We start from the raw sequence: 21,419 nt of genomic DNA, 5'->3' as shown, positions 1-21,419 counted from the left end.
AATAAAAATAGAAAAAAACGCGCAAATCTGTTCTTGTTTTCTAACTTGAATCATCAGGAGAGCGCTCGATGAGAGGCGACTTGGTCACTCCATGTATATTCTCTCGCGGTTATGTTAAAATGGAATTCGTACAATTACATTAGACAAGGAGGCCGCTATGCAGCCGATACAACCTCAAGATATTCAGCTCCGGATCAATGAACTTGTGGATCAGGACTTATACGTACACCTCGAACTCACGTCTGGAGCGTATGCGCATCATTATGACAGTTCGAAGCACCCAGCATCGGCATTCATTACCAATGCGGCCATACGATATACGCAGGGGTCCATTTCAGGTACGGGTCCATACCGGGTTGGTCTCAAAACCACTCAGGGATGGATTTATGCCGAGGGCCTTACACATATTGACGAACAGGACCAAGAAAGACTGATTCTGGCTGGTCACGACACCCAGGGTAAACTAGTTGTGGCACTACAATTAAGCCGAGAGATGTTCTGATGAAAGTGGAGGATTGAATAACCATGAATACTATACACAATGAGCATGAACGAATCTTGGTGGTGTATCCACATCCGGATGATGAAGCTTTCTCGGTATCCGGAACATTAGCCAAGTACATAGAAGGTGGCTCTCACGTTACCTATGCTTGTCTAACACTGGGCGAGATGGGACGTAACATGGGAATTCCACCTTTTGCTAACCGCGTCACATTGCCTGAGATTCGTAAACAAGAACTGATTGAAGCTTCCGCAGCGATCGGAATTCAGGACTTAAGAATGCTCGGTTTTCACGATAAAATGATTGAGTTTGAAGACCCGCAGCTGCTCGACGATTGTATTATGGCACTGCTTGAGGAACTGAAACCGTCGCTCGTCATCACCTTCTATCCGGGCTTCAGTGTTCATCCCGATCATGATGCTACCGGAGAAGCCGTCATTCGCACGATTACTCGTCTTCCTGTAGCTGAGCGCCCAGTGGTTCACTGTGTTGCGTTTTCGAAAAATCATGAACAGTTCATTGGCAAAGCAGATGTATTCGTTGATGTGACCGGATTTTTAGGTCAAAAAATGGCATCCATTCGTGCCCATCGTTCACAATTCCAGGCAGCAGAGCTTGTCGGAAATCGTGAGCTCGATAGTGAAGAAATCAAGAAACGCTTTGGTAGAGAAACATTTTGGACCTATCCATTTGAATAATCGTATCACTTAGAAGTCGCCATTATGGCGGCTTTTTTTGGTTACATCACAATATCGACACAAAAATGTGCTGTCTATAGCCTAATTGAGCTATATGGAAAAAATATCGTTTTAAGTACACTGTGATCATGATTGTGATAACGCTTCATTATTGGGTTGCTTCAATGTATGAGGAATAAGAAGAATTAATTCAGTGGAAAGGAGGGAAGGTGTGTACAACCAAAATAGTGTTGGGATGGTTAGGCTTCGGGGATGGATATTTCTAATCGGAATGATGTTTGTCCTATTGTCTGTCCCACATGGTAAAGCCATGGCCGTCTCCGGCGAGAGAAACCTGATTCCCCTTCAGCCCATAATTGACCGTTCTGCACCCGGAGAAGTTATTCAACTTGCATCAGGCCGATATTCTGGCCCCGTAACGATTGACAAGAACATTACCATTCAGGGTGATCCTTCAGTAACAGTCGTTAATGTGGAACCCACCTCTACGATAGCCATTCAGTCGGATGGGGTAACGTTGCGCGAGTTTACAATTGAGCACGATGCGATTGAACAGACTGCAGCTATTCAGGTGGAAGGAAAAAACAGTGAGATCACTGATCTAAATATTCAGACCCAGGCTTACGGGATGATCATCCGGAATTCGAGTCAGGCAACGATTCAGCGGAACAAGATCACTTGGGTGGGATCAGATTCTGCAACCAGTAGCCAGAAGGGCAATGGCATTGATCTGTACAACGCCCATAACAGTTATATTGAAGGCAATGAGATCACAGGCATGCGGGACGGAATCTATCTGGAGAACAGCCGGAAGTCTACCGTGCAAAATAATAAACTTTTACATACAAGGTATGGCATCCACTGTATGTACATTGATGGTTCTTCTGTCATAGATAATACCGGCGAGGGGAACATGACAGGTGCCATGATCATGGGCGTCAAGAACACGGTTATATCGGGAAATTCTTTTCGCAAACAAAGTACCCATGTTCATTCCCAAGGCATTTTGTTGTATGACGTACATCAATCCTCTGTTCACAACAATATCGTGGAGGGCAATCGTGTCGGCATGAATATTGCAGAATCATCGGGCAATGAGATCCGTGGTAATGCGGTACTCCGGAATTATATTGGCATCCAGCTGGTTTTGGCAGAAGAGAACGAGTTTACACATAACCAGTTGGTCTCCAATGTCATTGAAGCTTCGGCACTGGATAGCTCGAATAATGTCATGATGGAGAATTACTGGGACTCCTTTCAGGGACTTGATCTGAATAAAGATGGAATTAGTGAAATTTCCTATGCCATTAATCCTTTTTATGAGCAGTTGGTCAGTCGAAATTCAGCCTATCAGCTCTTTTTTCAATCGCCGGGCATGGTCTTTCTGAGTGAGTTGTTTACGGATGGCAGAGAACAGTGGACTACTGACAAGTCACCACGAATGAGCATGGGTACGGAATACATGTCAGTCGAAGGGGAAAGCGCAACAGGTTCAAATGTGGTGTGGATGCTGGGACTAATTCTGCTTAGCATGGCCACTTATATAATCATCTATATGGGGGTATTGCGAAAATGAATAAAAGTTTGAACAGAAGATGGGCAACGGTCATGGTACTTATGTTTGGCATTATGCTCTTAACGGCTTGTGGAACAAAATACGCGGCATTGCCGATTAATGAAGACGTTGATATCTGCGCGATCTGTAAAATGCAGGTGAAGGATGATGCGTATGCAACACAGCTTACCACAAAAGACGGTCAAAATTACAAGTTCGATGATATCGGTTGCATGAATCAATGGAAAACAGAGAATGGCACGGATAACATCGGGATGGACTACGTACGTGATTACAATGACAAGGAATGGATCGAATACAGCAAAGCCACGTATGTATACGATGCTTCATTACGCACTCCCATGGCCTATGGAATCCTTAACTTTAAGGACAAGCCTTCGGCCGAAGCTTTCATTGCAGAGCAAGGTGTAGGAACGATTATGACTGCTGAGGATCTTGCTTCTCATGACTGGAAACAGAATACAGAGAATATGGACATGATGGGTGAGCATGGACATGGAGAAGAGGGCATGAGTGACGAAGGAATGAGTGATGAGACACACCATGAAGGTGACATGGAAGAAGAGTCAGGTCACTAAGTATGACAATAGAAAATGGTGATTAATGATGGCAGATATGATACAGATTGCAAGACGAGAAGTGAAGATGGGATTCCGTAATCCTTGGGCGTATTCATTTCTAATCCTTTTTTGCACATTTAGCTTAAGCTTGTTACTCCTGAATTCACAGAATCTGGTTCAAGGATATTCGGGCACAACAGGTTCGATGTTAAATCTCATTCTTTACCTTCTACCATTAATGACGCTGTTCCTCGGTTCCTTCTCACTAACTTCCGAAAAGGAAGATGGTAGCTGGCAATTGCTGTCCACGTATCCCATTGGCACGATGTCCTTTATTGTTGGCAAGTATGTTGGTCTGTCGATTGTTTTAATCATCATTGTTGCATTTGGATACGGCCTGATGGGAGTCATTAGCGGAGTAGTTGGGAATCCACTGGATGTCATGACATATCTTCTTTTTCTGGCATTTTCCTGTGGACTGGTGCTGTTATTTCTGACGCTTGCGTTATTCATCGGTTCATTATCACGCAATCGGTGGCAGGCATTAACGATATCCGTGACCGTATGGTTTTTCGCAGTCATTGGTTGGCCGACGTTATTGCTCTCTGTGCTGGGACTGATGCCTTATATGTGGGTGAAACCGCTGCTTATTGTACTGACTCTCATTAATCCGGCTGAGCTGGTGCGATTGTTTGTAGTCATTAAACTGGGAGGCGGCTCCATTCTGGGACCGGAATATTATCGATGGGTGGAGTGGGTGCAGCAACCAAGTGGCAGTTGGATTTTCCTCGGGATATGTCTGTTCTGGATTGCCTGCTCTGTTCTGGCGGTATACGCGATCTGGGAGAGGGGGCGTTCTCATGGTTAAGGCGGGACTCGAAGTGATGGGATTGTGCAAATCCATTAAAAAGAAAACCATTGTTGAGAATATTTCCTTTCACATGAATTCTGGACAAGTGCTTGCCCTCTGTGGAGGCAATGGCGCAGGAAAGAGCACGGTGCTGCGCATGATTGCTGGAATTCTTCGTCCTACTACGGGTGAAGTTGTAGTGAACAATATTCGTTGGTCGAAGGAGCGCAAACGTTATTCACAGCAAATAGGATATATGCCGGATGATTTTCAATTTAACCAGGGACTGAGTGCGGAGGAGATGCTTCTGTTCTGGGCTTCTCTGAGGAAAGTTCCCAAGGAGAGAGTTCAGGAAGTACTGACCATGGTAGGCTTGGAGGATCAAAAGAAAAACCGGGTTACGACCTTCTCCAAAGGTATGCGCCAACGTGTGTTATTCGCCCAAGCTGTACTGTCGAAACCTCCACTGCTCATCATGGATGAGCCAACGAATGGGTTGGACCCATTCTGGATGCAGGAATTAGCTCAGCTACTCAAGGGCATCAAGCAGGATGGCCATATGGTTGTGTTCTCGACACATCAGCTGGAGATTGCAGATGATATTGCGGATCAGGTGATATTCATGAACCATGGACGTAGTGTGGGTGAGGGTTCCACCCATGATTTTTGTGATCAATATGGTTCGCTCCATGCAGCATTTCATCAAAGTCTCGGATTAAAGTGAAGGTGATTTCATTGCAGAAGAAGAGGTTTAAAAGCAGACGTACACTTACAATCTTGATTAGCTTGGTAGCATTGGTCACGGGTGCATGGGCCATTTTTGAAAATGTATCCAAACCTGAGTCTGGGCGAGGCAACACCATTCAAGTAGGTGCAAAGGCCCCTGAGTTCACCGCGGTTAATTCAATAGGCGAACAAGTCCGGCTGTCTGATTATCGGGGCAAAGCGGTTATGATTAACTTTTGGGCTTCTTGGTGTGTCCCTTGTGTAAGGGAGATGCCGCTCGTTCAACAGATTGCTCAGGACAATCAGAATGATGTGGAGACCCTGTTTGTTAACGTGGGGGAATCGAAGGGCACCATCCGTGAATTTATGGATAAGCAGGCATTTGATTTTCCAGTCATCATTGACGTGACGGGCAACATATCAGGCATGTATCGTATTACGGGTTTGCCCGCAACGATGGTCATTGATAGGGATGGGGAGTTCCGTCACATATTGCTCGGCGAACTGACTGAAGACATCCCGTTGCAGCAATGGTTGGAAGATAGTATCTAGTCGTGTGCAATGAAGGTGCGTTAAAAGTGACCAACTAAAAAGCCGGACACCCATTAAACATAGGGCGGTCCGGCTTTTTGCTATAAAAGACATGCTGCTTCGCAGCAGAGATTACAATACAGCAGCGGAAGCGTGATTGGCACGGGCGATTCGGGTTGCGTCCACCATGTTGCGCAGAGAGGCAACCGTTTCTTCCTGTCCACGGGTTTTTAATCCGCAGTCCGGGTTAATCCAGAACAGCTTCGGATCAAGAACACGCAGGGCGCGATCAATCATGCTGCTCATTTCATCCACACTCGGAACCCGTGGACTATGGATATCATATACACCAAGACCGATACCCAGCTCATACGTATTTTCTTCAAAACTATGAATGAGTTCACCGTGACTACGGGATGTCTCAATGGAGATAACATCTGCATCCATGGCTTCGATGGAATCAATCATGTCATGGAATTCGCAATAGCACATATGCGTATGAATTTGAGTCGTTTCGTGCACCGTGCACGTGGAAATGCGGAACGCTTTGACCGCCCAGGCCAGGTAATCAGCTTGTTCATTTTCCTTCAACGGAAGCCCTTCGCGAACGGCCGGCTCGTCAACCTGAATCATGCCAATGCCTGCCTGTTCAAGTGCCTCGACTTCTTGTCTCAGCGCATACGCCAATTGATAGGCAATCTGCTCCCGAGCAATGTCTTCACGTACGAAGGACCAGTTCATGATGGTGATCGGACCAGTCAGCATGCCTTTGACAGGGCGCTCTGTCTGCGATTGGGCATATTTTGTTTCTTCCACCGTCATTTCACCCGTAAATGCAACATCACCGAAGATAATAGGTGGCTTGACGCAACGTGAACCGTACGATTGTACCCAGCCGAACTGTGTAAAGGCAAAACCGGCCAGTTTCTCGCCAAAGAATTCAACCATGTCGGTACGCTCAAACTCACCATGCACCAACACGTCAATTCCGATCTCTTCTTGAAGCTTAATCCAGATATCAATCTGCTCCCGGATGAAAGCAGCATACTGTTCGTTGTTCAACTCGCCCTTACGCCATAATTGACGTGCTTTTCTGACTTCAGCAGATTGCGGGAAACTGCCAATCGTTGTTGTCGGGAAGAGTGGCAATTGCCATTTGGCCTGTTGGGCTTCATGACGCTCGGCAAAAGGACGGGAGCGCTCTGGCTGTTGAACACTGATGGAAGAAACGGCTTTCTGTACAGCGGTACGGTTCCGATCTTCGGATTGCTGAAGCGCCAGAAGAGGAAGCTCTGCTTCGTTAATTTTAGCGGTAATCTCTGCACTTGGTGAAGATAAAGCTGTAGTCAAAAGAACAACCTCATCCAGCTTTTCATCTGCAAATGCCAGAGCATTCTTCAGTTCGGATGTAAGTTTTGCCTCCCGTTCTGTCGTTACTGGCACATGCAGCAGGCTGCAAGAAGATTGCACGATGAGACGATCAGGCGTCACAATTTCAGTCAGTTCATTCAGCAACTTTAGTTTGCCTTGAAGGGAAGCTTTCCAGATCCCACGCCCATCAATAATACCTGCACCGAGCACTTTGTCTGCCGGGAAACCGGATGTTTGAATGGACTGGCTGTTGCCAGAGAGTCCATGTACAAAATCTAGTCCTACCCCTTGCACTGGCAATGACACAATGTCACTGTAGTTTTCGACAGATTCAAAGTACGTTTGCAGCATGATATTCAGGCCTGGAACGGCTGCTGCAAATGTCTCGTATATTTTATTCAGACGCTGCACATCTTCAACGCTTAATTTGGTTACCAGGATAGGCTCGTCGATCTGTACCCACTGAACACCTTCGCTTGCAAGTTCTTGAAGCAATTGTGTATAAAGTGGCAGCAAGCGGTCCAACCAAGCGTCCGTCTCGGATTTATCATAGCCCTTGGAGAGCTTCAGGAAGGTTAACGGTCCAACGATGACTGGTTTGCCTTCAATGCCGAGTTTTTCTTTTGCTTCACGATAAGCGAGAAGTGGTTTGTTCTCTGTCAGAGTTGGGGAAGCCCCATCCAGTTCAGGTACGATGTAGTGATAATTGGTGTTAAACCATTTTGTCATTTCGCTCGCTGCGGCATCTTTTGTTCCTCGGGCAATGCCATAATATACGGACAACGGAACCGAGCCACCATCATATGTAAATCGTTTGGGAATAATGCCGAACATCACGGCCGTGTCGAGGATATGATCATAATAACTGAAATCATTCACCGGAATGATGTCGATACCTTTTGCTTGTTGTTTGCGCAAATGATTGATGCGGATCTCCTGCAGACGTGCATGAAATTCATTTTCCTCCAGCTTGCCTGCCCAGAACGCTTCCAACGCTTTCTTCCATTCCCGATCAGCACCAATACGCGGATATCCCAATACACTACTTTTCGTCATCGTTTAAAACCCCTCTGCTTTTATGTTACACAAAATTTATCACAGATTCGGAGTTATAATGTAATTCCATTAAATTATACCTAGTTATAGCCTGCGGCTATACCAAAGAGATCATTACGTTTGAAATAGACACCACTAATGTTACAATGATTAACTATGTTCATATGAAGGATTGAAAGGAAGGCTGTACACATGAATCTGTATCATATCCAGTCCAACGTGCAGGGAATCAACAGAGTAGCATCATTTCTGGAGGATAATTACATTGGAATCGCTTGGTCAGGTACAGGAGATCTGGAGCAAACGCCCCCGGAGCTATGGAAGGAACAGCTGGTTCAACACGCTAGCTTGGATGAAGCGGAATTAGCGAGAGCACTCGGGACATTACATATGTTTGCCAACCTCATGCAGGATGGAGATTATGTATTAATTAGCGATGATGAATGGACGTATGTGGGGGATATCGGGGATTATTATTACGACGATTCCGCTGGCACGGAAGAGGACTTGATCTGTCACCGGCGCGGGGTTACATGGTTGGGTCGTATTCCTCTCGCTGAGCTAAATGACAAAGTTCAGGCACTGCTAAAAGATTCATCCACCCTTGTAAAGTTTGAGCATCCCGTTTCACAAGCACAGCTGGATCGTGGGCTTGCAATCAGTGCAGCATCCGAAGCAGTCAACGCTCCCTCAACAAGGGTAGATGAAGCCACGATTCAAACAGCTCTCCATGTGCTGAAGGAAGCGTTGCACAGTGAAGAAGAAGAGCTGCGAATTCGCGCGGCTACAGCCATTTTACAGTATGCCAAACCATAGTACTACTATGCCAAGAATTATGTATGGTTACTGGTTGAGACGGCCCTTGCTTGGAACAGCAATATTATTATTTATAACTCTTGAGTAAGTCCTGAGATCTGTTCATTTACATTCCGATGACTTAGTCCTCCGTGATAACAAATCACAGATGTAATATCGAGTTCGGTAAATTTTTTCAATGAGAACCGGGCTGTCTCTATATCCAGGGTGGTTGGTTCATGAATGCCTCCAAGCATGCCGTCCACACTGTACAATGAATCTCCGGCAATGAGTGTCTTGCTTTGCTTCAGATAAAGACTGATATGACCTGGCGTATGACCAGGTGTATGAATAACGCGAATTCCACCGCAAAACGGAAGTTCCTGACCATCAGTCACCGTTTGATCTACTCTGCCCTTTGGAAGATGCTCAAGGTGACCGTCTTTGAGAAGTGGGAGCTGTCCCTCAATATACGGCTTATCCAGTTCATGCGCATATATCTTGACTTGTGAGCCACACTCTTGCAAAATCTCGGGAAGACATCCGATATGGTCCACATCCTGATGCGTCAAAATCACTGCATTAAGTTGGCTGATCGGCATGCCTAACTTTTCTAACGCACGACGTAAATCGTCATATTGCCCTGGGAAACCGGTATCTATTAACACAGCTGTTTCTTCATCCCGTATTAGAATAGGGTGAATGACATTCCCTTCAAAACTGAGCTGTAACATCTCTATTCCTTTTGGAATTTCCATAATGCCGACCTCCAAAAAATAAATTGATATAAAAAAGGATCATATATTACTTAGGTAAACGAATAAAGACGGCAAAAAGATACGCGGATACTTATAGAAATATTCAATGAATGGGGGAATTGACGCTTGATGTTGGGAATGATAATTTAGATATATCATTAAAACCAATAAGTCCAATAAGATAAAGGGGGTATGTGAAGTGACACATATTGTGCGTGCAGCAGCTGAAGATATTCGCAGCGAGGAGTCGCTGCAATTGATTAAGGAACTGAGTGAAGAACTCGGTTTGTTATATGGCGGTGATGGAACGGCGGGATTTCAGCTCTCAGACGTTGAAGTACCACGTGCAGCTTTTATCGTTGCCAGAATTGACGGGTATCCGGTTGGTTGCGGAGCACTTCGTCCCCTTGATGAAACATCTGTGGAAGTCAAACGCATGTATACACGCAGTGATTACCGCCGTAAGGGGATTGCCCAGGCCATATTGGTCGAGGCAGAGCGTCTTGCGAGCGAACTTGGTTACACCAATCTAAAACTGCAAACAGGTCCACTGCAACCGGAAGCAGCCGCACTGTATGAGCGTGTAGGGTATTATCGAATCCCTGTTTTCAGTGGTAATTGGGACAAAGTGTTGGCCTACCAGAAAGATCTTGTACACGAAAAAGTATAAGTATACAAATGTATAAATACGAAAGTCGCCAGTTGGCGACTTTTTTGCGTTTTAACATACGCCAGATACTCCAATTATGTTATCTAAAATGATAGACACAATCGATTAATCGGCCGCGATATTCTTGACCGAGGTGTCTTGATGTTCAGCTCCCCATTCACATAGTCCTTCCAAAACGGGCAGTAACCTCTCAGCTTTGGCTGTCAGTCTGTACTCGACTTTAGGAGGGACTTGAGGGTATTCTTTCCGTTCAACCATACCATCTGCTTCGAGCTCTTTGAGCTGTGAACTCAGTGTTTTATACGTGATCGCGCCAATTTGCCTTTTCAATTCATTGAAGCGGACAGGCGGATTCTCTGCCAGAAGGTACATAATCACCATTTTCCATTTGCCACCAATAATAGACAACGTATATCCAAATGGGGTATCTTCAATGTTTGTCACTTTACCGTGGTATTCAGCCATACTCATGAGTAACACTATCCTTTCGGTCAGTACCAGTGATTCCGCTCAGTCTATATTAAACTTACCTTGAAGTAAAGAAAAGACATATATATCAGAATACTGATATAACGAGTCAATATTGAGGAAGATCCGGGCTAGGAATATCAATATTATTATATGGGTGGTTCAATGCGAATCAGAATTCAAACAAACTGAGGAGAGTACACACAGATGGTCACGTTATTGCTTATCATCATCTATCTCGCATTTATAGGGCTAGGGTTGCCAGATGCTTTACTTGGCAGTGCTTGGTCGGTTATGAAAAACGATATTCATGCGACAACAGAAATGGCAGGTTACATATCGCTAATTATTTCATTTTGTACAGTGATATCCAGTCTGTCCGCCAGCCGATTGTTACACCGGTTCGGCACGGGGAGGGTCACGTTATTCAGCATTCTCTCAACAACGATCGCTTTGTTGGGATTCTCGTTCTCTGAGAATTTTGTGTTTTTCCTGATTCTGGCGATCCCTCTCGGCCTGGGTGCAGGTTCGGTGGATGCGGCCCTTAGTAATTATGTAGCATTACATTTCAAGGCCAAGCATATGAACTGGTTGCATTGTTTCTGGGGCATTGGTGCGGTGACAGGCCCACTCGTTATGGCATACTGGCTGAATCAAGCAAACAACTGGCGTGCAGGATACGTTACTGTGGGGTTGATTTTGCTTGGAATCGCGGTGATCCTGTTGTCAACGTTATCTCTGTGGAAGATCTTCGAGAAGGGAAGAGTAGAGGAGTCAGGCGATGAGAAGAAACGGGTGAGCAACCGTGAGGCCATACGTATCCCTGGTGTGAAAATGTCGATGCTGGCCATGCTCTGTTACAATGGCTCTGAAACTGCAGCTGGTCTGTGGATGGCTTCATTCTTTATCGGAAGCAAAGGCGTTTACCCAGGTACTGCTGCAGCACTTTCCTCCCTGTTTTTCATTGGCATTATCTTGGGACGTGTGATCTCAGGCTTTCTTTCGACTCAGGTATCCAGCAAAAATCTCATCAGGTATGGCGGAATCATTGGATGCTTGGGACTGGTTATCCTAGTGATGCCAATTCCGTACTGGATTGCGGCAGGTGCTTTATTTATGTTGGGATTGGGCGGAGCACCGATCTATCCCAGTATCGTTCATGCGACACCGGAGCGGTTCGGCGAGAAGGCGTCCCCAAGTGTAATTGGACTTGAAATGGCCAGTGCCTATACAGGCTCGACAGTCATCCCGTTAGGTATGGGGCTGATAGCGAGCCAATGGGGAATGTCAATGGTACCCCTGATCCTGCTGATTCTGTTCACTGTCATGTTCGCGGCTACTGAGCTGGTTAACAGAAGCAAGGCTACGCGCCTGACCGTCTAGCACTTGCTATGGGTCAATAAGGCTCTGCTACTATACAACAAAGGAACAACCATCGCTGGTTGTTCCTTTTGGTGTGTGGACTATTTTTTACAAGAAGATCAGTAATAATGTTCCTGCGGCAAAACAGTAATACGAAAAGTATTTCAGGTTGCCTTTGGCCATAATGCCCATGAACCATCTCATGGAGAAATAGGTAACGAAAAGTGTCGTGATGAATGCAATTAGATAAGGGATAGCCAGCTGTGATCGATTCGGATCATTGGTAATGTCTGATACACCCATGATGAGTCCACCAATGCTTATGGGAATGTACAGCATGAAGGAGAACTTCAAAGCTGTTTCCTGTTTCATGCCGACAGCGATAGACGCAATCACAGTTGCCCCTGAACGGCTTATTCCCGGAATAAGAGCGACAGCCTGAGCCAGACCGACCAACAGCGCATCTTTCGTAGACAGATCTCCGTCTTGCTTACGACCACGAAGATTACGAATCAGCCACAAGGCAACCCCGGTGATCAAAAGCGCGATGGAAACGGTATACACGGAAGAGAAGATTTCTTCAATCCGATCCTTGAACAGGACTGCAACGACAGCAGCAGGAATCGTACCAATAATTATGTATAAGCAAAACATGAAGTCTGCTCGATATTCTTCTTTACGAGTACGCAGGTAACCTAATGCACCAATAATCAACTTTTTAATATCTTCCCGGAAAATAAAAATAATAGCGATAAGCGATGCCGTGTTCGTTAAAATCTCGAATGACAATCCATTCTGCTTGATGCCCATTAGTTTCTGAGCGATGATCAGATGTCCGCTTGAGGAGACGGGAATCGGCTCCGTCGCGCCTTGAACAATACCTAAAAACAAATACTTTAACCACAATATAATCTCTTCCATGTTGTCCTCCTTGAATATGTTTCATTGGCTTTCCAATGATCTCTCTTTTGAATAAAAGTGACATGTCTACTCCATTGATGATAGCTGTTTAAGCTGGTGACTTGCAAGTTAGAGTTCATAGAGGGAGGAATATAAACATAGCTTGTCAAATTCTGCAGAGCATGATATCGTTGATAACGATTATCAATATCAATGAAGAGGTGGGTTTATTTTGCGAAAAGAGAGAAAATCAATATGGATCATCATGGCACTTATATTGCTACTTGTCCTCAGTGCATGTGGTCAGTCTGCCACGACCAAGGATACAACCGGGGATAGCACGAATGCAGCTACGGAGACAGAAACCAAGACAGACGCGGATTCAGCTTCTGCTGCTGGTACAGAGGCAACTGCCGAAGAGGAACTCGTTACATATCAATCGGATGCAGGTGAAGTAAAGGTACCCAAAAATCCTAAGCGCATTATTGATTTGACGTCATTTTCGACAGGGTACTTTGTTGCCCTGGATGCACCGGTAGTCGGTGCTTTATCAGGAGCGATGAACAACAAGTATATCAAGGATCAACTTGCAGAAGCGGGTACCATCGATCTGGGTGAAAAGCCTACACCAGAGAAACTAATTAGCTTAAAACCCGACCTGTTTATTGTGTACACTGGCACAGAGGGAATTGACAAGCTGGAGCAGATTGCGCCAGTCGTACAGATTGATTATGGTAAGCGCAATTTCAAGGATCTCATGCTCGAAATGGGTAAGCTCACCAATAGAGAAGACGCAGCCAAGGCTTGGAACGCTAAGTGGGAAGCAAAGGTTAACGAACTGAAGCCGAAAGTTCAAGAGACTGTTGGGGATCGCACGGTTTCCATTCTGAACCCGTATGCCAAAGGATTATATGTATTCGGTCATAATTACGGTCGTGGCGGTGAGATTATTTACGGGGAGTTTGGTCTAAAAGCACCTGTGAAGGCTCAAGCTGAAGCGATTGACAGTGGAACTGGATGGGCCTCGATCTCGATGGAACTATTACCGGAGTATGCGGGTGATATCATCTTCACCAGCCCGTGGTCAGGAGATAAAACCGATCCCAAGATCGTATATGACAATACATTATGGAAGAACTTGCCTGCGGTGAAGGCAAATCATGTGTTCCAGCTTGACCCGACATCAGACTCATACAACGATCCGTTAACATTGGAAGGTCAGCTGCAATTTATTTCGGATAGTTTGCTTTCGGAAAAATAAGATAGAACTGCATAAATGGTCGTACTGGAGCATTTCCAAGCGTCGTTACACAACGGGGAAATGCTCTTTTTATGGCCGCATTATTTTAAAAAGGTTAATCGTTTATGGATTTTGACCGATTTAATTAAGCTTGATACAATAAGAGAACTGTATACGAACTTTTAATATCAAGTGGGGTGATCTAGATTGCAACAAAAAAGTGAACGTTTAAATGTATGGTTGTCTTTGTCTAACATTCATGCCCATCTGAACGAGAAGTTGGAGCAAGCCCTTCTTCAAGAATATAGCTTGTCATTGAAGGAATTCTATGTTTTAAACTTTATATTTAACACCGAGGGTAAGGAATTACGCCTTCAGCAACTACAAGAGTTGGTGGGGCTGAGCCAAAGTGCTACTTCCAGGCTCGTCGTAAGGATGGAAGCCAAGGACTGTGGGGCTTTGGAAAGACATACATGTGAAGATGATCGGCGTGGCATTTACACTCGTATCACGGAGCTCGGGGAAAATAAATACAAGAAAGCACTTCAAACGTTTAATCAGGTCTTGCAAACTGAATTGGAACAGGATGGATTTGAGACTCGATTAGAGAACCTCACGAAAGAATTGTTCTAAGGCTAGGGGAATATAGGGTAATGTATTCATTTACCCTATAGGAAGACTTGACACTCATTCATATATCCGTTAAATTAAATGCATGCGCATGCTTTTAATTTAGACGCGGTGATTCATTTATAAGGAGGCATTGAATATGAAGGTTTTCGTCGTGGGATCAAATGGACAGATTGGTCAACAGCTTATCCAGCTTTTGAAGAATAGCGAAGAGCACACCGTGCTTGCCATGGTACGAAAGCAAGAACAGGCAGATAAATTCGCAGCTCAGGGTGTGGAAACGGTTCTTGCCGACTTGGAAGGGACGGTGGATTCCATTGCAAATGCTGCAACAGGTTGTGATGCAATTGTATTTGCAGCTGGCTCGGGCGGTGCAACGGGGCATGACAAAACACTCCTGATTGATCTGGATGGTGCCGGCAAAACCATTGAAGCGGCTCAAAAAGCGGGCATTAATCGATTTATCATGGTTAGTGCAATCCAAGCCAATAATCGTGCAAACTGGCATAATAACATCCTGCCGTACTATGCAGCGAAGCACTATGCTGACAAAGTGTTGGAATGTAGCGGATTAACTTATACGATCATACGCCCAGGAATTCTGCAGAATGAACCAGGAACCGGAAAAATATCGGTTGCTGAGAACATCACAACCGGTAACATTGCTCGTGAAGATGTGGCTCAGGTGATTATGGCTAGTTTGAGTGAGAAGAATACCTATAATCGTTCATTTGATCTGATTGCTGGGGAGATTGCAGTACCCGAGGCACTGAGCAGACTCTGATTAAGAAAGAAAGACTTTATGATATCAGTAAAGTTAAGAGAGGACTTTAAATGATGGGATTTATAATATTATCCTTCATATTAGGTTTTTTCATCGCTGTTCGTCCATTCTGGCCGCTACCTAATCTTAAACGTATAGATTATGAAGAATTTCTCAGACAACAGAATGCTTATCGGCAATATAAGGTGATCGATATCCGAGATGCAACAGATTACTTGGCTGATCCAACGCCGGATACCATTAATATCTCACTGGGACGTCTTGCTTTCACATGGGAAAAATACCTTCTTCGAGAAGATAACGTTATTATTATGTCTCCGGGTATACTCCAATCCAAAAAGGCTGCACGCATACTGCGAAAGCGTGGGTTTAAATGTCTTTATGTAATGAAGTACAAGGTTGATGTGATTTCATGAAATATAAGAGAATGAATAATATTATTATAACTTTAATGCTTGCGCATGCATTTTAATAGTTTGCTTGATGAAAAGGGGAGTTTAATTTGATGACAGATTTGTTTAGTCCATTTTCTTTTAAAGGTTTAGAGCTTAAAAATCGTGTTGTAATGGCTCCAATGTGTCAATATTCAGTGGAGCAAAAAAATGGTATAGCAACAGATTGGCATTACATGCACTACGTTAGTCGCGCCGTGGGAGGAACAGGTCTCATTATTATTGAAATGACAGATGTGGAGCCGGATGGCCGTATTTCAGATTATGATCTTGGATTATGGTCGGATGAACAGATTCCAGCTCTGAAGCGGATTGTCGATGCATGTCACAGTTATGGTGCCAAAGTCGGTATCCAGATTGCGCATGCGGGCCGCAAAGCAGAAGATGCAGAAGTTCCAGTAGCTCCGTCCGCGATCGCCTTTGATGAGAATTCCAAGCAACCAAGAGCGCTCGCAACGGATGAAGTTAAAGGACTTGTTGAAAAATTCCGGAGTGCTATTGCTCGTGCTGTAAAAGCTGGATTTGATGCGATTGAGATTCATGGAGCACATGGTTACCTGATTCATCAATTCCATTCTCCACTAACGAACAAGCGCGAAGATGAATATGGTCAAGATTTAACGTTGTTTGGCCGTGAGATTATTCAGGCTGCTAAGGCAGAGATGCCCGAAGACATGCCCTTGTTGATGCGCATCTCCGCAAAAGAATATGTAGAAGGTGGCTATGGAATTAAAGAAAGTTCCGAGTTCGCCAAGGCATATAAAGAGGCAGGCGTTGATGTATTTGATATCTCATCTGGTGGCGAGGGACCTATTGCTGCATGGGGCAGACCAGGAACTCACGCAGCATATCAAGTGCCTCTCGCTAAAGAAATCAAAGAAACTCTTGATGTGCCTGTGATTGCTGTTGGAAGACTCGATGATCCTACGTTGGCGAATGCAGTCATCGGAAATGAAGAAGCTGATCTCGTTGCAGTGGGCAGAGGGCTGTTAAGAAATCCTTACTGGGCCTTGGAAGCTGCGTCTGCTTTGCGCAAGACAACGGACGTTCCAAAACAATATACAACTGGTTTTTAATGGATTAATCTATTGATCTTTATTAATACACGAGTAAGAAAGGACTCCAACTGATCAAACAGAAGGAGTCCTTTTTGGGTTAAACCAGACGAAAGTAGTCGTTAACGATCGCTGCTTCTCAGGCGTTTAATATCTTCTCTGGGCGGAAATCCGAACATGCGAGAATATTCACGACTGAATTGCGAAGGGCTCTCGTAACCTACCTGAAATGCTACATCTGCTGCATCGGTGGACTGGGTTAATAACAAGCGCCGAGCTTCTTGCAACCTAAGTTGTTTTTGAAACTGAATTGGACTCATGGCAGTCACTTCTTTAAAGTGTCTGTGAAGCGAGGCAGTACTCATATTCGCCAAATCCGCTAATTCCTCAATCCGAAAATTCTGATCAGCATGATTCATAATATAACTAATAACATCTCTGATTCGATAGGTATGGCTACCCTCCATCGTAGCTTGTTCCAGGGCAATCCCATGGGGGCCTTTCAGAACTTTGTAGAGAATTTCCTTTTTGAATAAAGGAGCGAGCAATGGGATATCTTCCGAATGATCTTCGAGCAATTGGGCTAACCTGACAACTGCGTCCAAAAGAGATGGCTCAGCTTGACTGACAAACATCGCTCGTCTCGTCGTTTTTCCCGGCCTTTCCGGGAAATCGGAGTGGTTCAATACTTCCAGAATCTCAGTGGATGTGAATTCAAGCTTCAGGGCCAGATAAGGAGCCTCAGACGTAGCCTGAATCACTTGTCCGCTAACCGGCAGGTCCACGGTTGCCACGATATAACTTCCTGGGCCATATCGGAAACGATCCTGCCCCAGCAGTACCTCTTTCTCACCCTGTACGATAATGCAGAAGGAAGGTTCATTCACTCTAAATATAGGTTCAGTAACGACTGATTCACGGATTAGAAATAATGAGGGGATTGCCGTCGGGTGCACCCCATCCTTGTTCGAATAACGGTCAATGCGTCTGGCTAAATCGTCTTGATGTTTGTGGAATCGATCAGACATGCGTAGTTCTCCTTTTTCGACACAGCTTAATAAAGCACATTTTATCGTATATTGACCCAACGCGGTAGTAAATGAATAGGAATAGGCAAACATTTGATGTGAATGGATAAGAGGAGCTGGTTGCTGGCCGCATATTCACAAGTACACAGGTCATGATATACAACAAGTAATGAAGTTATACACTTACGGATCAGATGATACATGATTAGATTGAGAGGGAAAAGAGGTATCTGCATCTTTTGTTTACTGATCGTTCCCGATGTGTTAGATTGATTCTGGGAGGGAAGTCGAATGGCTAGAAGTAAAGAGTTTGAAGTAAATGAAGTATTGGATAAAGCGATGAAGATCTTCTGGGAACAGGGTTACGAGAAAACATCGATGAGTGACCTGGTTGAGCATATGGGAATTCATCGCAGAAGTATATATGATACGTTTGACGATAAACATTCGCTGTTCTTGCAGGCAATGGATCGTTACAGCGGTAAGGTCAGCACTACATTACTTGCAGAAATTAAGGCATCCAAGACGGCAGTGGAAGCACTGCATAAAATTTTTGATGTTATGACCAGTGAAACAGAGGATACACCATCGGGTTGTATGATCGTGAACTCGGCGGTGGAGCTAGGCACACGTGATCCGGATGTGGACACCCGATCTCTTGAATCGTTTAACGAAACTGAGCGAATGTTTGAGCAGATTATTCAATGGGGACAGCGGGAGGGAGAATTCTCCTCTGATCATGATGCGAAGGAAATGGCAGAATACCTTCACAATATCTCTGTCGGCCTCAGAGCCATGGCGAGAACTTCGACGGATAAGGAAAAATTAAATCGAATTGTTAATGTATCCATGAAACTTTTGGAGAACTGATGAGCAGAGATGTATGAAAAAAGTAGCTTAAAATCCGTTAGCGGACTTCAAGCTACTTTTTTTGCGTCAATTTCATAAAAAACATCAACCATCAATTGGTTATGGCATTTTCCACCGGTTTGATTTTATGAATCTCTTCGGTTCCAGCTTCCAAAGCAGTTTCGTAGTATGAGCGTTTATGGTCAATAACTTCCATGGTCCTTCTTAGTTCCTCCATTTGTGCTTCCACAATCGCTTTTCGCTCCGTGAACATGTCATATCTTTGCTTCAGCGTGGAGTCCCCTTCAGAGCACCATTCAATAAAGTCTTTAATGTCTTTGATCGGCATCCCTGTCAGCTTCAGACATTGAATGATTTTTAGAAAATCAATGTCAGAGTCTTTGAACAAGCGTGTTCCACTCGTAGTACGTTCTACAAAAGGCATGAGTCCTTCCTTGTCGTAGTAACGCAATGTATATACCGTAAGGTCTAATTTTTTAGCAACTTCACCGATTGAATAGGTCATGTACAATGAATTCCTTTCTACTAGGGGTAGACTTTGAGTTAACTCTAGGATTGATCCGAGTGAATTCTAACATGTTGAATTACTGAATGTCAAAGTACAATTGGAGATAAAAAAATAAGATAAACATTTGACCTAGAGTTAACTAGAGGGCGTAAGATTACGTTGATCTTTAAATTACGAGGAGGTTATCCCATTGATTATAGCTAAAGCCAGAGCAGTAGACGGACCAGACCAACAATTCAGAAGTGCTGAAATTAAACGACGTGATCTGGATACCAATGATGTATTGATCGAGATTAAATATGCTGGGATTTGCCATTCTGACATCCATACAGCCCACGGTGAATGGGGTCCTGTCAACTATCCACTTGTTCCAGGACACGAGATTGCCGGGATTGTAACCGATGTAGGAAGCGGAGTCTCCAAATACAAGGTCGGTGACCGGGTAGGTGTAGGATGTATGGTGGACTCTTGTGGCGAATGTGAGAACTGCCGCAAAGGTGAAGAGCAATACTGCCTCAAAGGAAATATTCAAACTTACGCTGGAGTAGACAAATACGGTGAGCCTACGCAAGGTGGATATTCAACTCATATTGTTGTCGTAGAGGATTTCGTCGTTCGCATCCCTGATAACATTGCACTTGATGCTGCTGCACCTTTGCTGTGTGCGGGTATTACGACGTATTCACCACTTCATCACTGGGGAGCTGGCCCAGGTAAGAAGGTTGCCGTTGTAGGTATGGGTGGTCTCGGTCATATGGCTGTCAAAATTGCACATGCGATGGGTGCGGAAGTAACAGTTCTCTCCCAATCCTTGAGCAAAAAAGAAGATGGACTGCAATTTGGTGCAGATCACTACTATGCCACAAGCGAACCGGAAACATTTGAGAAACTTGCAGGGACATTTGATCTGATGATTAACACGGTAAGTGCCAATATTGACATTAACGCGTATTTCTCACTGCTTACGCTGGATGGTACACTCGTGAACGTGGGTGCTCCAGCGGAACCACTAGCTGTTAACGTATTCTCTCTCATCGGTCATCGCCGTTCATTCGCAGGTTCCATGATCGGTGGCATTCGTGAGACGCAGGAAATGCTCGATTTCTGTGCAGAACATGACATTGCGCCTAACATTGAGGTCATCTCCGCTGATCAGATCGATGAAGCTTACAAACGCGTATTGGCTTCCGACGTGAAATATCGCTTTGTTATTGATATCAGCACCATGTAAGTGGAAAGTGTGATTATTGATAGGGATAATTAAAGATAAAAGTAAGCAGCTGCCGATAAGGTCAGCTGCTTTTTATTTTGTTCATTAAAGGGTCGCTTTAGCTCACCTTCGCAGAAAAGAGCCAGAACGGCGGCTCAAAGAGATTAGAAATTAAGATGTAATAAAGGCTTAATATGATCAGCAGCTGCATTAAACTTGTCAAAAAACTCTCTGGAATTCTGGTACTCCATTGGCAAGTCTTTCAGGAATAATTTGATCTGTTTGGCCACTTTTATACGTACTTCAGAATCTGCATGGTTACCTTTTAATTGATCCTTTACAAGATAACCATATTCATTTCTAAATATTAATAAGTCATTGATAAGAAGATCTAGATGATCAGAGAAATTTTTAGTATTTTCTTTGATGAGGGTTAATCGGTCATTGACTAAAATAATGGAAGTATAAACATCAAACATTTGCTCGATTTCTCCATTAGACCCTACTTCACTGATTTGAGAAAGTGTATCATCTAATTTCTGTACTGTCGAAACAAAGCCAGTATAATAATTCGTATTAACTGCCACTTCTTTCTCTCTAATAGAGTTATGAATTAAAATAAAAGTTGAACCTATGATCAATAGAAACAAAAGGACTATAATGATATTAGAATATTTTTTCATGCCACTTTAGGTTTTCCCTTAGTAACAATAAAGTGTAATTTTGCAGCTATGAGAATCAATAGTCCTCCCAATGAAATTAAAACTTTCAATTTAGTAAACCCCCATAATGTTTTTTGTACATAACATTAGAGAGGTT

Annotated in this window: 24 protein-coding genes; 17 read left to right on the top strand and 7 right to left on the bottom strand. The window is 44.2% G+C overall.

The genetic code is table 11. From position 1 onward, the window contains the following. Positions 1-157 precede the first annotated feature (157 nt). The 7 genes from MHH93_RS03820 to MHH93_RS03790 all read left to right on the top strand — a co-directional run bounded on the left by MHH93_RS03820 (position 158) and on the right by MHH93_RS03790 (position 5,464). Positions 158-502, top strand: coding sequence for a YojF family protein (locus tag MHH93_RS03820; RefSeq protein ID WP_500052867.1), 345 nt, complete (start codon positions 158-160; stop codon positions 500-502). A gap of 23 nt (positions 503-525) precedes the next feature. Next, positions 526-1,200 (top strand): bacillithiol biosynthesis deacetylase BshB2, encoded by a 675-nt coding sequence (gene bshB2, locus MHH93_RS03815; RefSeq protein ID WP_500052866.1) that lies wholly within the window; start codon positions 526-528, stop codon positions 1,198-1,200. Positions 1,201-1,411: 211 nt separating this feature from the next. Beyond that, complete coding sequence (locus tag MHH93_RS03810) at positions 1,412-2,776, top strand: right-handed parallel beta-helix repeat-containing protein (RefSeq protein WP_500052865.1); 1,365 nt, start codon at positions 1,412-1,414, stop codon at positions 2,774-2,776. Then, a complete protein-coding gene (locus tag MHH93_RS03805; protein WP_500052864.1) occupies positions 2,773-3,354 on the top strand; it encodes a nitrous oxide reductase accessory protein NosL in 582 nt (193 codons plus the stop codon). The genes MHH93_RS03810 and MHH93_RS03805 overlap by 4 nt, the downstream gene beginning before the upstream one ends. 28 nt (positions 3,355-3,382) lie before the next feature. Then, positions 3,383-4,204: an ABC transporter permease gene (locus MHH93_RS03800; RefSeq protein WP_500053319.1), complete on the top strand. Its 822-nt coding sequence runs from the start codon at positions 3,383-3,385 to the stop codon at positions 4,202-4,204. After that, positions 4,197-4,910 carry a heme ABC exporter ATP-binding protein CcmA gene (ccmA, locus tag MHH93_RS03795; protein ID WP_500052863.1) on the top strand — a complete coding sequence of 238 codons (714 nt, stop codon included), beginning with the start codon at positions 4,197-4,199 and terminating at the stop codon, positions 4,908-4,910. The genes MHH93_RS03800 and ccmA overlap by 8 nt, the downstream gene beginning before the upstream one ends. 11 nt (positions 4,911-4,921) lie before the next feature. After that, positions 4,922-5,464, top strand: a complete 543-nt coding sequence (locus MHH93_RS03790) for a TlpA family protein disulfide reductase (RefSeq protein WP_500052862.1) — start codon at positions 4,922-4,924, stop codon at positions 5,462-5,464. 111 nt (positions 5,465-5,575) lie between these two features. Here the strand turns inward: MHH93_RS03790 and metE are convergent, their stop codons facing one another. Then, entirely contained in the window at positions 5,576-7,870 is a 2,295-nt protein-coding gene (metE, locus tag MHH93_RS03785; RefSeq protein ID WP_500052861.1) for a 5-methyltetrahydropteroyltriglutamate--homocysteine S-methyltransferase, read from the bottom strand. 192 nt (positions 7,871-8,062) lie between these two features. On the opposite strand from metE, the gene MHH93_RS03780 reads away from it, so the two are divergent. Continuing rightward, a complete protein-coding gene (locus tag MHH93_RS03780) occupies positions 8,063-8,686 on the top strand; it encodes a DUF8426 domain-containing protein (protein WP_500052860.1) in 624 nt (207 codons plus the stop codon). A gap of 71 nt (positions 8,687-8,757) precedes the next feature. Here the strand turns inward: MHH93_RS03780 and MHH93_RS03775 are convergent, their stop codons facing one another. Continuing rightward, positions 8,758-9,423 carry an MBL fold metallo-hydrolase gene (locus MHH93_RS03775; RefSeq protein ID WP_500052859.1) on the bottom strand — a complete coding sequence of 222 codons (666 nt, stop codon included), beginning with the start codon at positions 9,421-9,423 and terminating at the stop codon, positions 8,758-8,760. A 199-nt stretch (positions 9,424-9,622) separates the two neighbouring features. Here MHH93_RS03775 and MHH93_RS03770 point away from each other — a divergent pair, with 199 nt between their 5' ends. After that, a complete protein-coding gene (locus MHH93_RS03770; protein ID WP_500052858.1) occupies positions 9,623-10,093 on the top strand; it encodes a GNAT family N-acetyltransferase in 471 nt (156 codons plus the stop codon). 105 nt (positions 10,094-10,198) lie between these two features. On the opposite strand, the gene MHH93_RS03765 is transcribed toward MHH93_RS03770, so the two are convergent. Then, complete coding sequence (locus MHH93_RS03765; protein WP_500052857.1) at positions 10,199-10,564, bottom strand: winged helix-turn-helix transcriptional regulator; 366 nt, start codon at positions 10,562-10,564, stop codon at positions 10,199-10,201. Between the two features lie 204 nt (positions 10,565-10,768). On the opposite strand from MHH93_RS03765, the gene MHH93_RS03760 reads away from it, so the two are divergent. After that, positions 10,769-11,944 carry an MFS transporter gene (locus MHH93_RS03760; RefSeq protein WP_500052856.1) on the top strand — a complete coding sequence of 392 codons (1,176 nt, stop codon included), beginning with the start codon at positions 10,769-10,771 and terminating at the stop codon, positions 11,942-11,944. Between the two features lie 87 nt (positions 11,945-12,031). Here MHH93_RS03760 and MHH93_RS03755 read toward each other — a convergent pair whose 3' ends face one another. Further along, positions 12,032-12,844 carry an undecaprenyl-diphosphate phosphatase gene (locus tag MHH93_RS03755; protein WP_500052855.1) on the bottom strand — a complete coding sequence of 271 codons (813 nt, stop codon included), beginning with the start codon at positions 12,842-12,844 and terminating at the stop codon, positions 12,032-12,034. A gap of 211 nt (positions 12,845-13,055) precedes the next feature. Here MHH93_RS03755 and MHH93_RS03750 point away from each other — a divergent pair, with 211 nt between their 5' ends. The 5 genes from MHH93_RS03750 to MHH93_RS03730 all read left to right on the top strand — a co-directional run bounded on the left by MHH93_RS03750 (position 13,056) and on the right by MHH93_RS03730 (position 17,005). Continuing rightward, positions 13,056-14,084 (top strand): ABC transporter substrate-binding protein, encoded by a 1,029-nt coding sequence (locus MHH93_RS03750; RefSeq protein ID WP_500052854.1) that lies wholly within the window; start codon positions 13,056-13,058, stop codon positions 14,082-14,084. A 186-nt stretch (positions 14,085-14,270) separates the two neighbouring features. Then, positions 14,271-14,696: a MarR family winged helix-turn-helix transcriptional regulator gene (locus tag MHH93_RS03745; RefSeq protein ID WP_500052853.1), complete on the top strand. Its 426-nt coding sequence runs from the start codon at positions 14,271-14,273 to the stop codon at positions 14,694-14,696. 136 nt (positions 14,697-14,832) lie between these two features. After that, positions 14,833-15,477 (top strand): SDR family oxidoreductase, encoded by a 645-nt coding sequence (locus MHH93_RS03740; RefSeq protein WP_500052852.1) that lies wholly within the window; start codon positions 14,833-14,835, stop codon positions 15,475-15,477. 50 nt (positions 15,478-15,527) lie between these two features. Continuing rightward, entirely contained in the window at positions 15,528-15,893 is a 366-nt protein-coding gene (locus MHH93_RS03735) for a rhodanese-like domain-containing protein (RefSeq protein ID WP_500052851.1), read from the top strand. A gap of 89 nt (positions 15,894-15,982) precedes the next feature. Beyond that, complete coding sequence (locus MHH93_RS03730; protein ID WP_500053318.1) at positions 15,983-17,005, top strand: NADH:flavin oxidoreductase/NADH oxidase; 1,023 nt, start codon at positions 15,983-15,985, stop codon at positions 17,003-17,005. Positions 17,006-17,106: 101 nt separating this feature from the next. Here MHH93_RS03730 and MHH93_RS03725 read toward each other — a convergent pair whose 3' ends face one another. After that, positions 17,107-18,012 (bottom strand): AraC family transcriptional regulator, encoded by a 906-nt coding sequence (locus MHH93_RS03725; protein WP_500052850.1) that lies wholly within the window; start codon positions 18,010-18,012, stop codon positions 17,107-17,109. 291 nt (positions 18,013-18,303) lie between these two features. Here MHH93_RS03725 and MHH93_RS03720 point away from each other — a divergent pair, with 291 nt between their 5' ends. Next, positions 18,304-18,882 carry a TetR/AcrR family transcriptional regulator gene (locus MHH93_RS03720; RefSeq protein WP_500052849.1) on the top strand — a complete coding sequence of 193 codons (579 nt, stop codon included), beginning with the start codon at positions 18,304-18,306 and terminating at the stop codon, positions 18,880-18,882. A 91-nt stretch (positions 18,883-18,973) separates the two neighbouring features. Here the strand turns inward: MHH93_RS03720 and MHH93_RS03715 are convergent, their stop codons facing one another. Continuing rightward, positions 18,974-19,387 (bottom strand): MerR family transcriptional regulator, encoded by a 414-nt coding sequence (locus tag MHH93_RS03715; protein WP_500052848.1) that lies wholly within the window; start codon positions 19,385-19,387, stop codon positions 18,974-18,976. A gap of 193 nt (positions 19,388-19,580) precedes the next feature. Between MHH93_RS03715 and MHH93_RS03710 the strand changes: the two genes are divergently transcribed. Continuing rightward, positions 19,581-20,621 (top strand): NAD(P)-dependent alcohol dehydrogenase, encoded by a 1,041-nt coding sequence (locus MHH93_RS03710; RefSeq protein WP_500052847.1) that lies wholly within the window; start codon positions 19,581-19,583, stop codon positions 20,619-20,621. Between the two features lie 143 nt (positions 20,622-20,764). On the opposite strand, the gene MHH93_RS03705 is transcribed toward MHH93_RS03710, so the two are convergent. Further along, positions 20,765-21,283: a hypothetical protein gene (locus MHH93_RS03705; RefSeq protein ID WP_500052846.1), complete on the bottom strand. Its 519-nt coding sequence runs from the start codon at positions 21,281-21,283 to the stop codon at positions 20,765-20,767. Positions 21,284-21,419: the final 136 nt, after the last annotated feature.

This window comes from Priestia sp. FSL H7-0729 (genome assembly GCF_038005685.1).
Taxonomy (GTDB): domain Bacteria; phylum Bacillota; class Bacilli; order Paenibacillales; family Paenibacillaceae; genus Paenibacillus.
The sequence above is the reverse complement of the archived record's forward strand: the minus strand, read 5'-3'. Positions and strand labels throughout refer to the sequence as shown.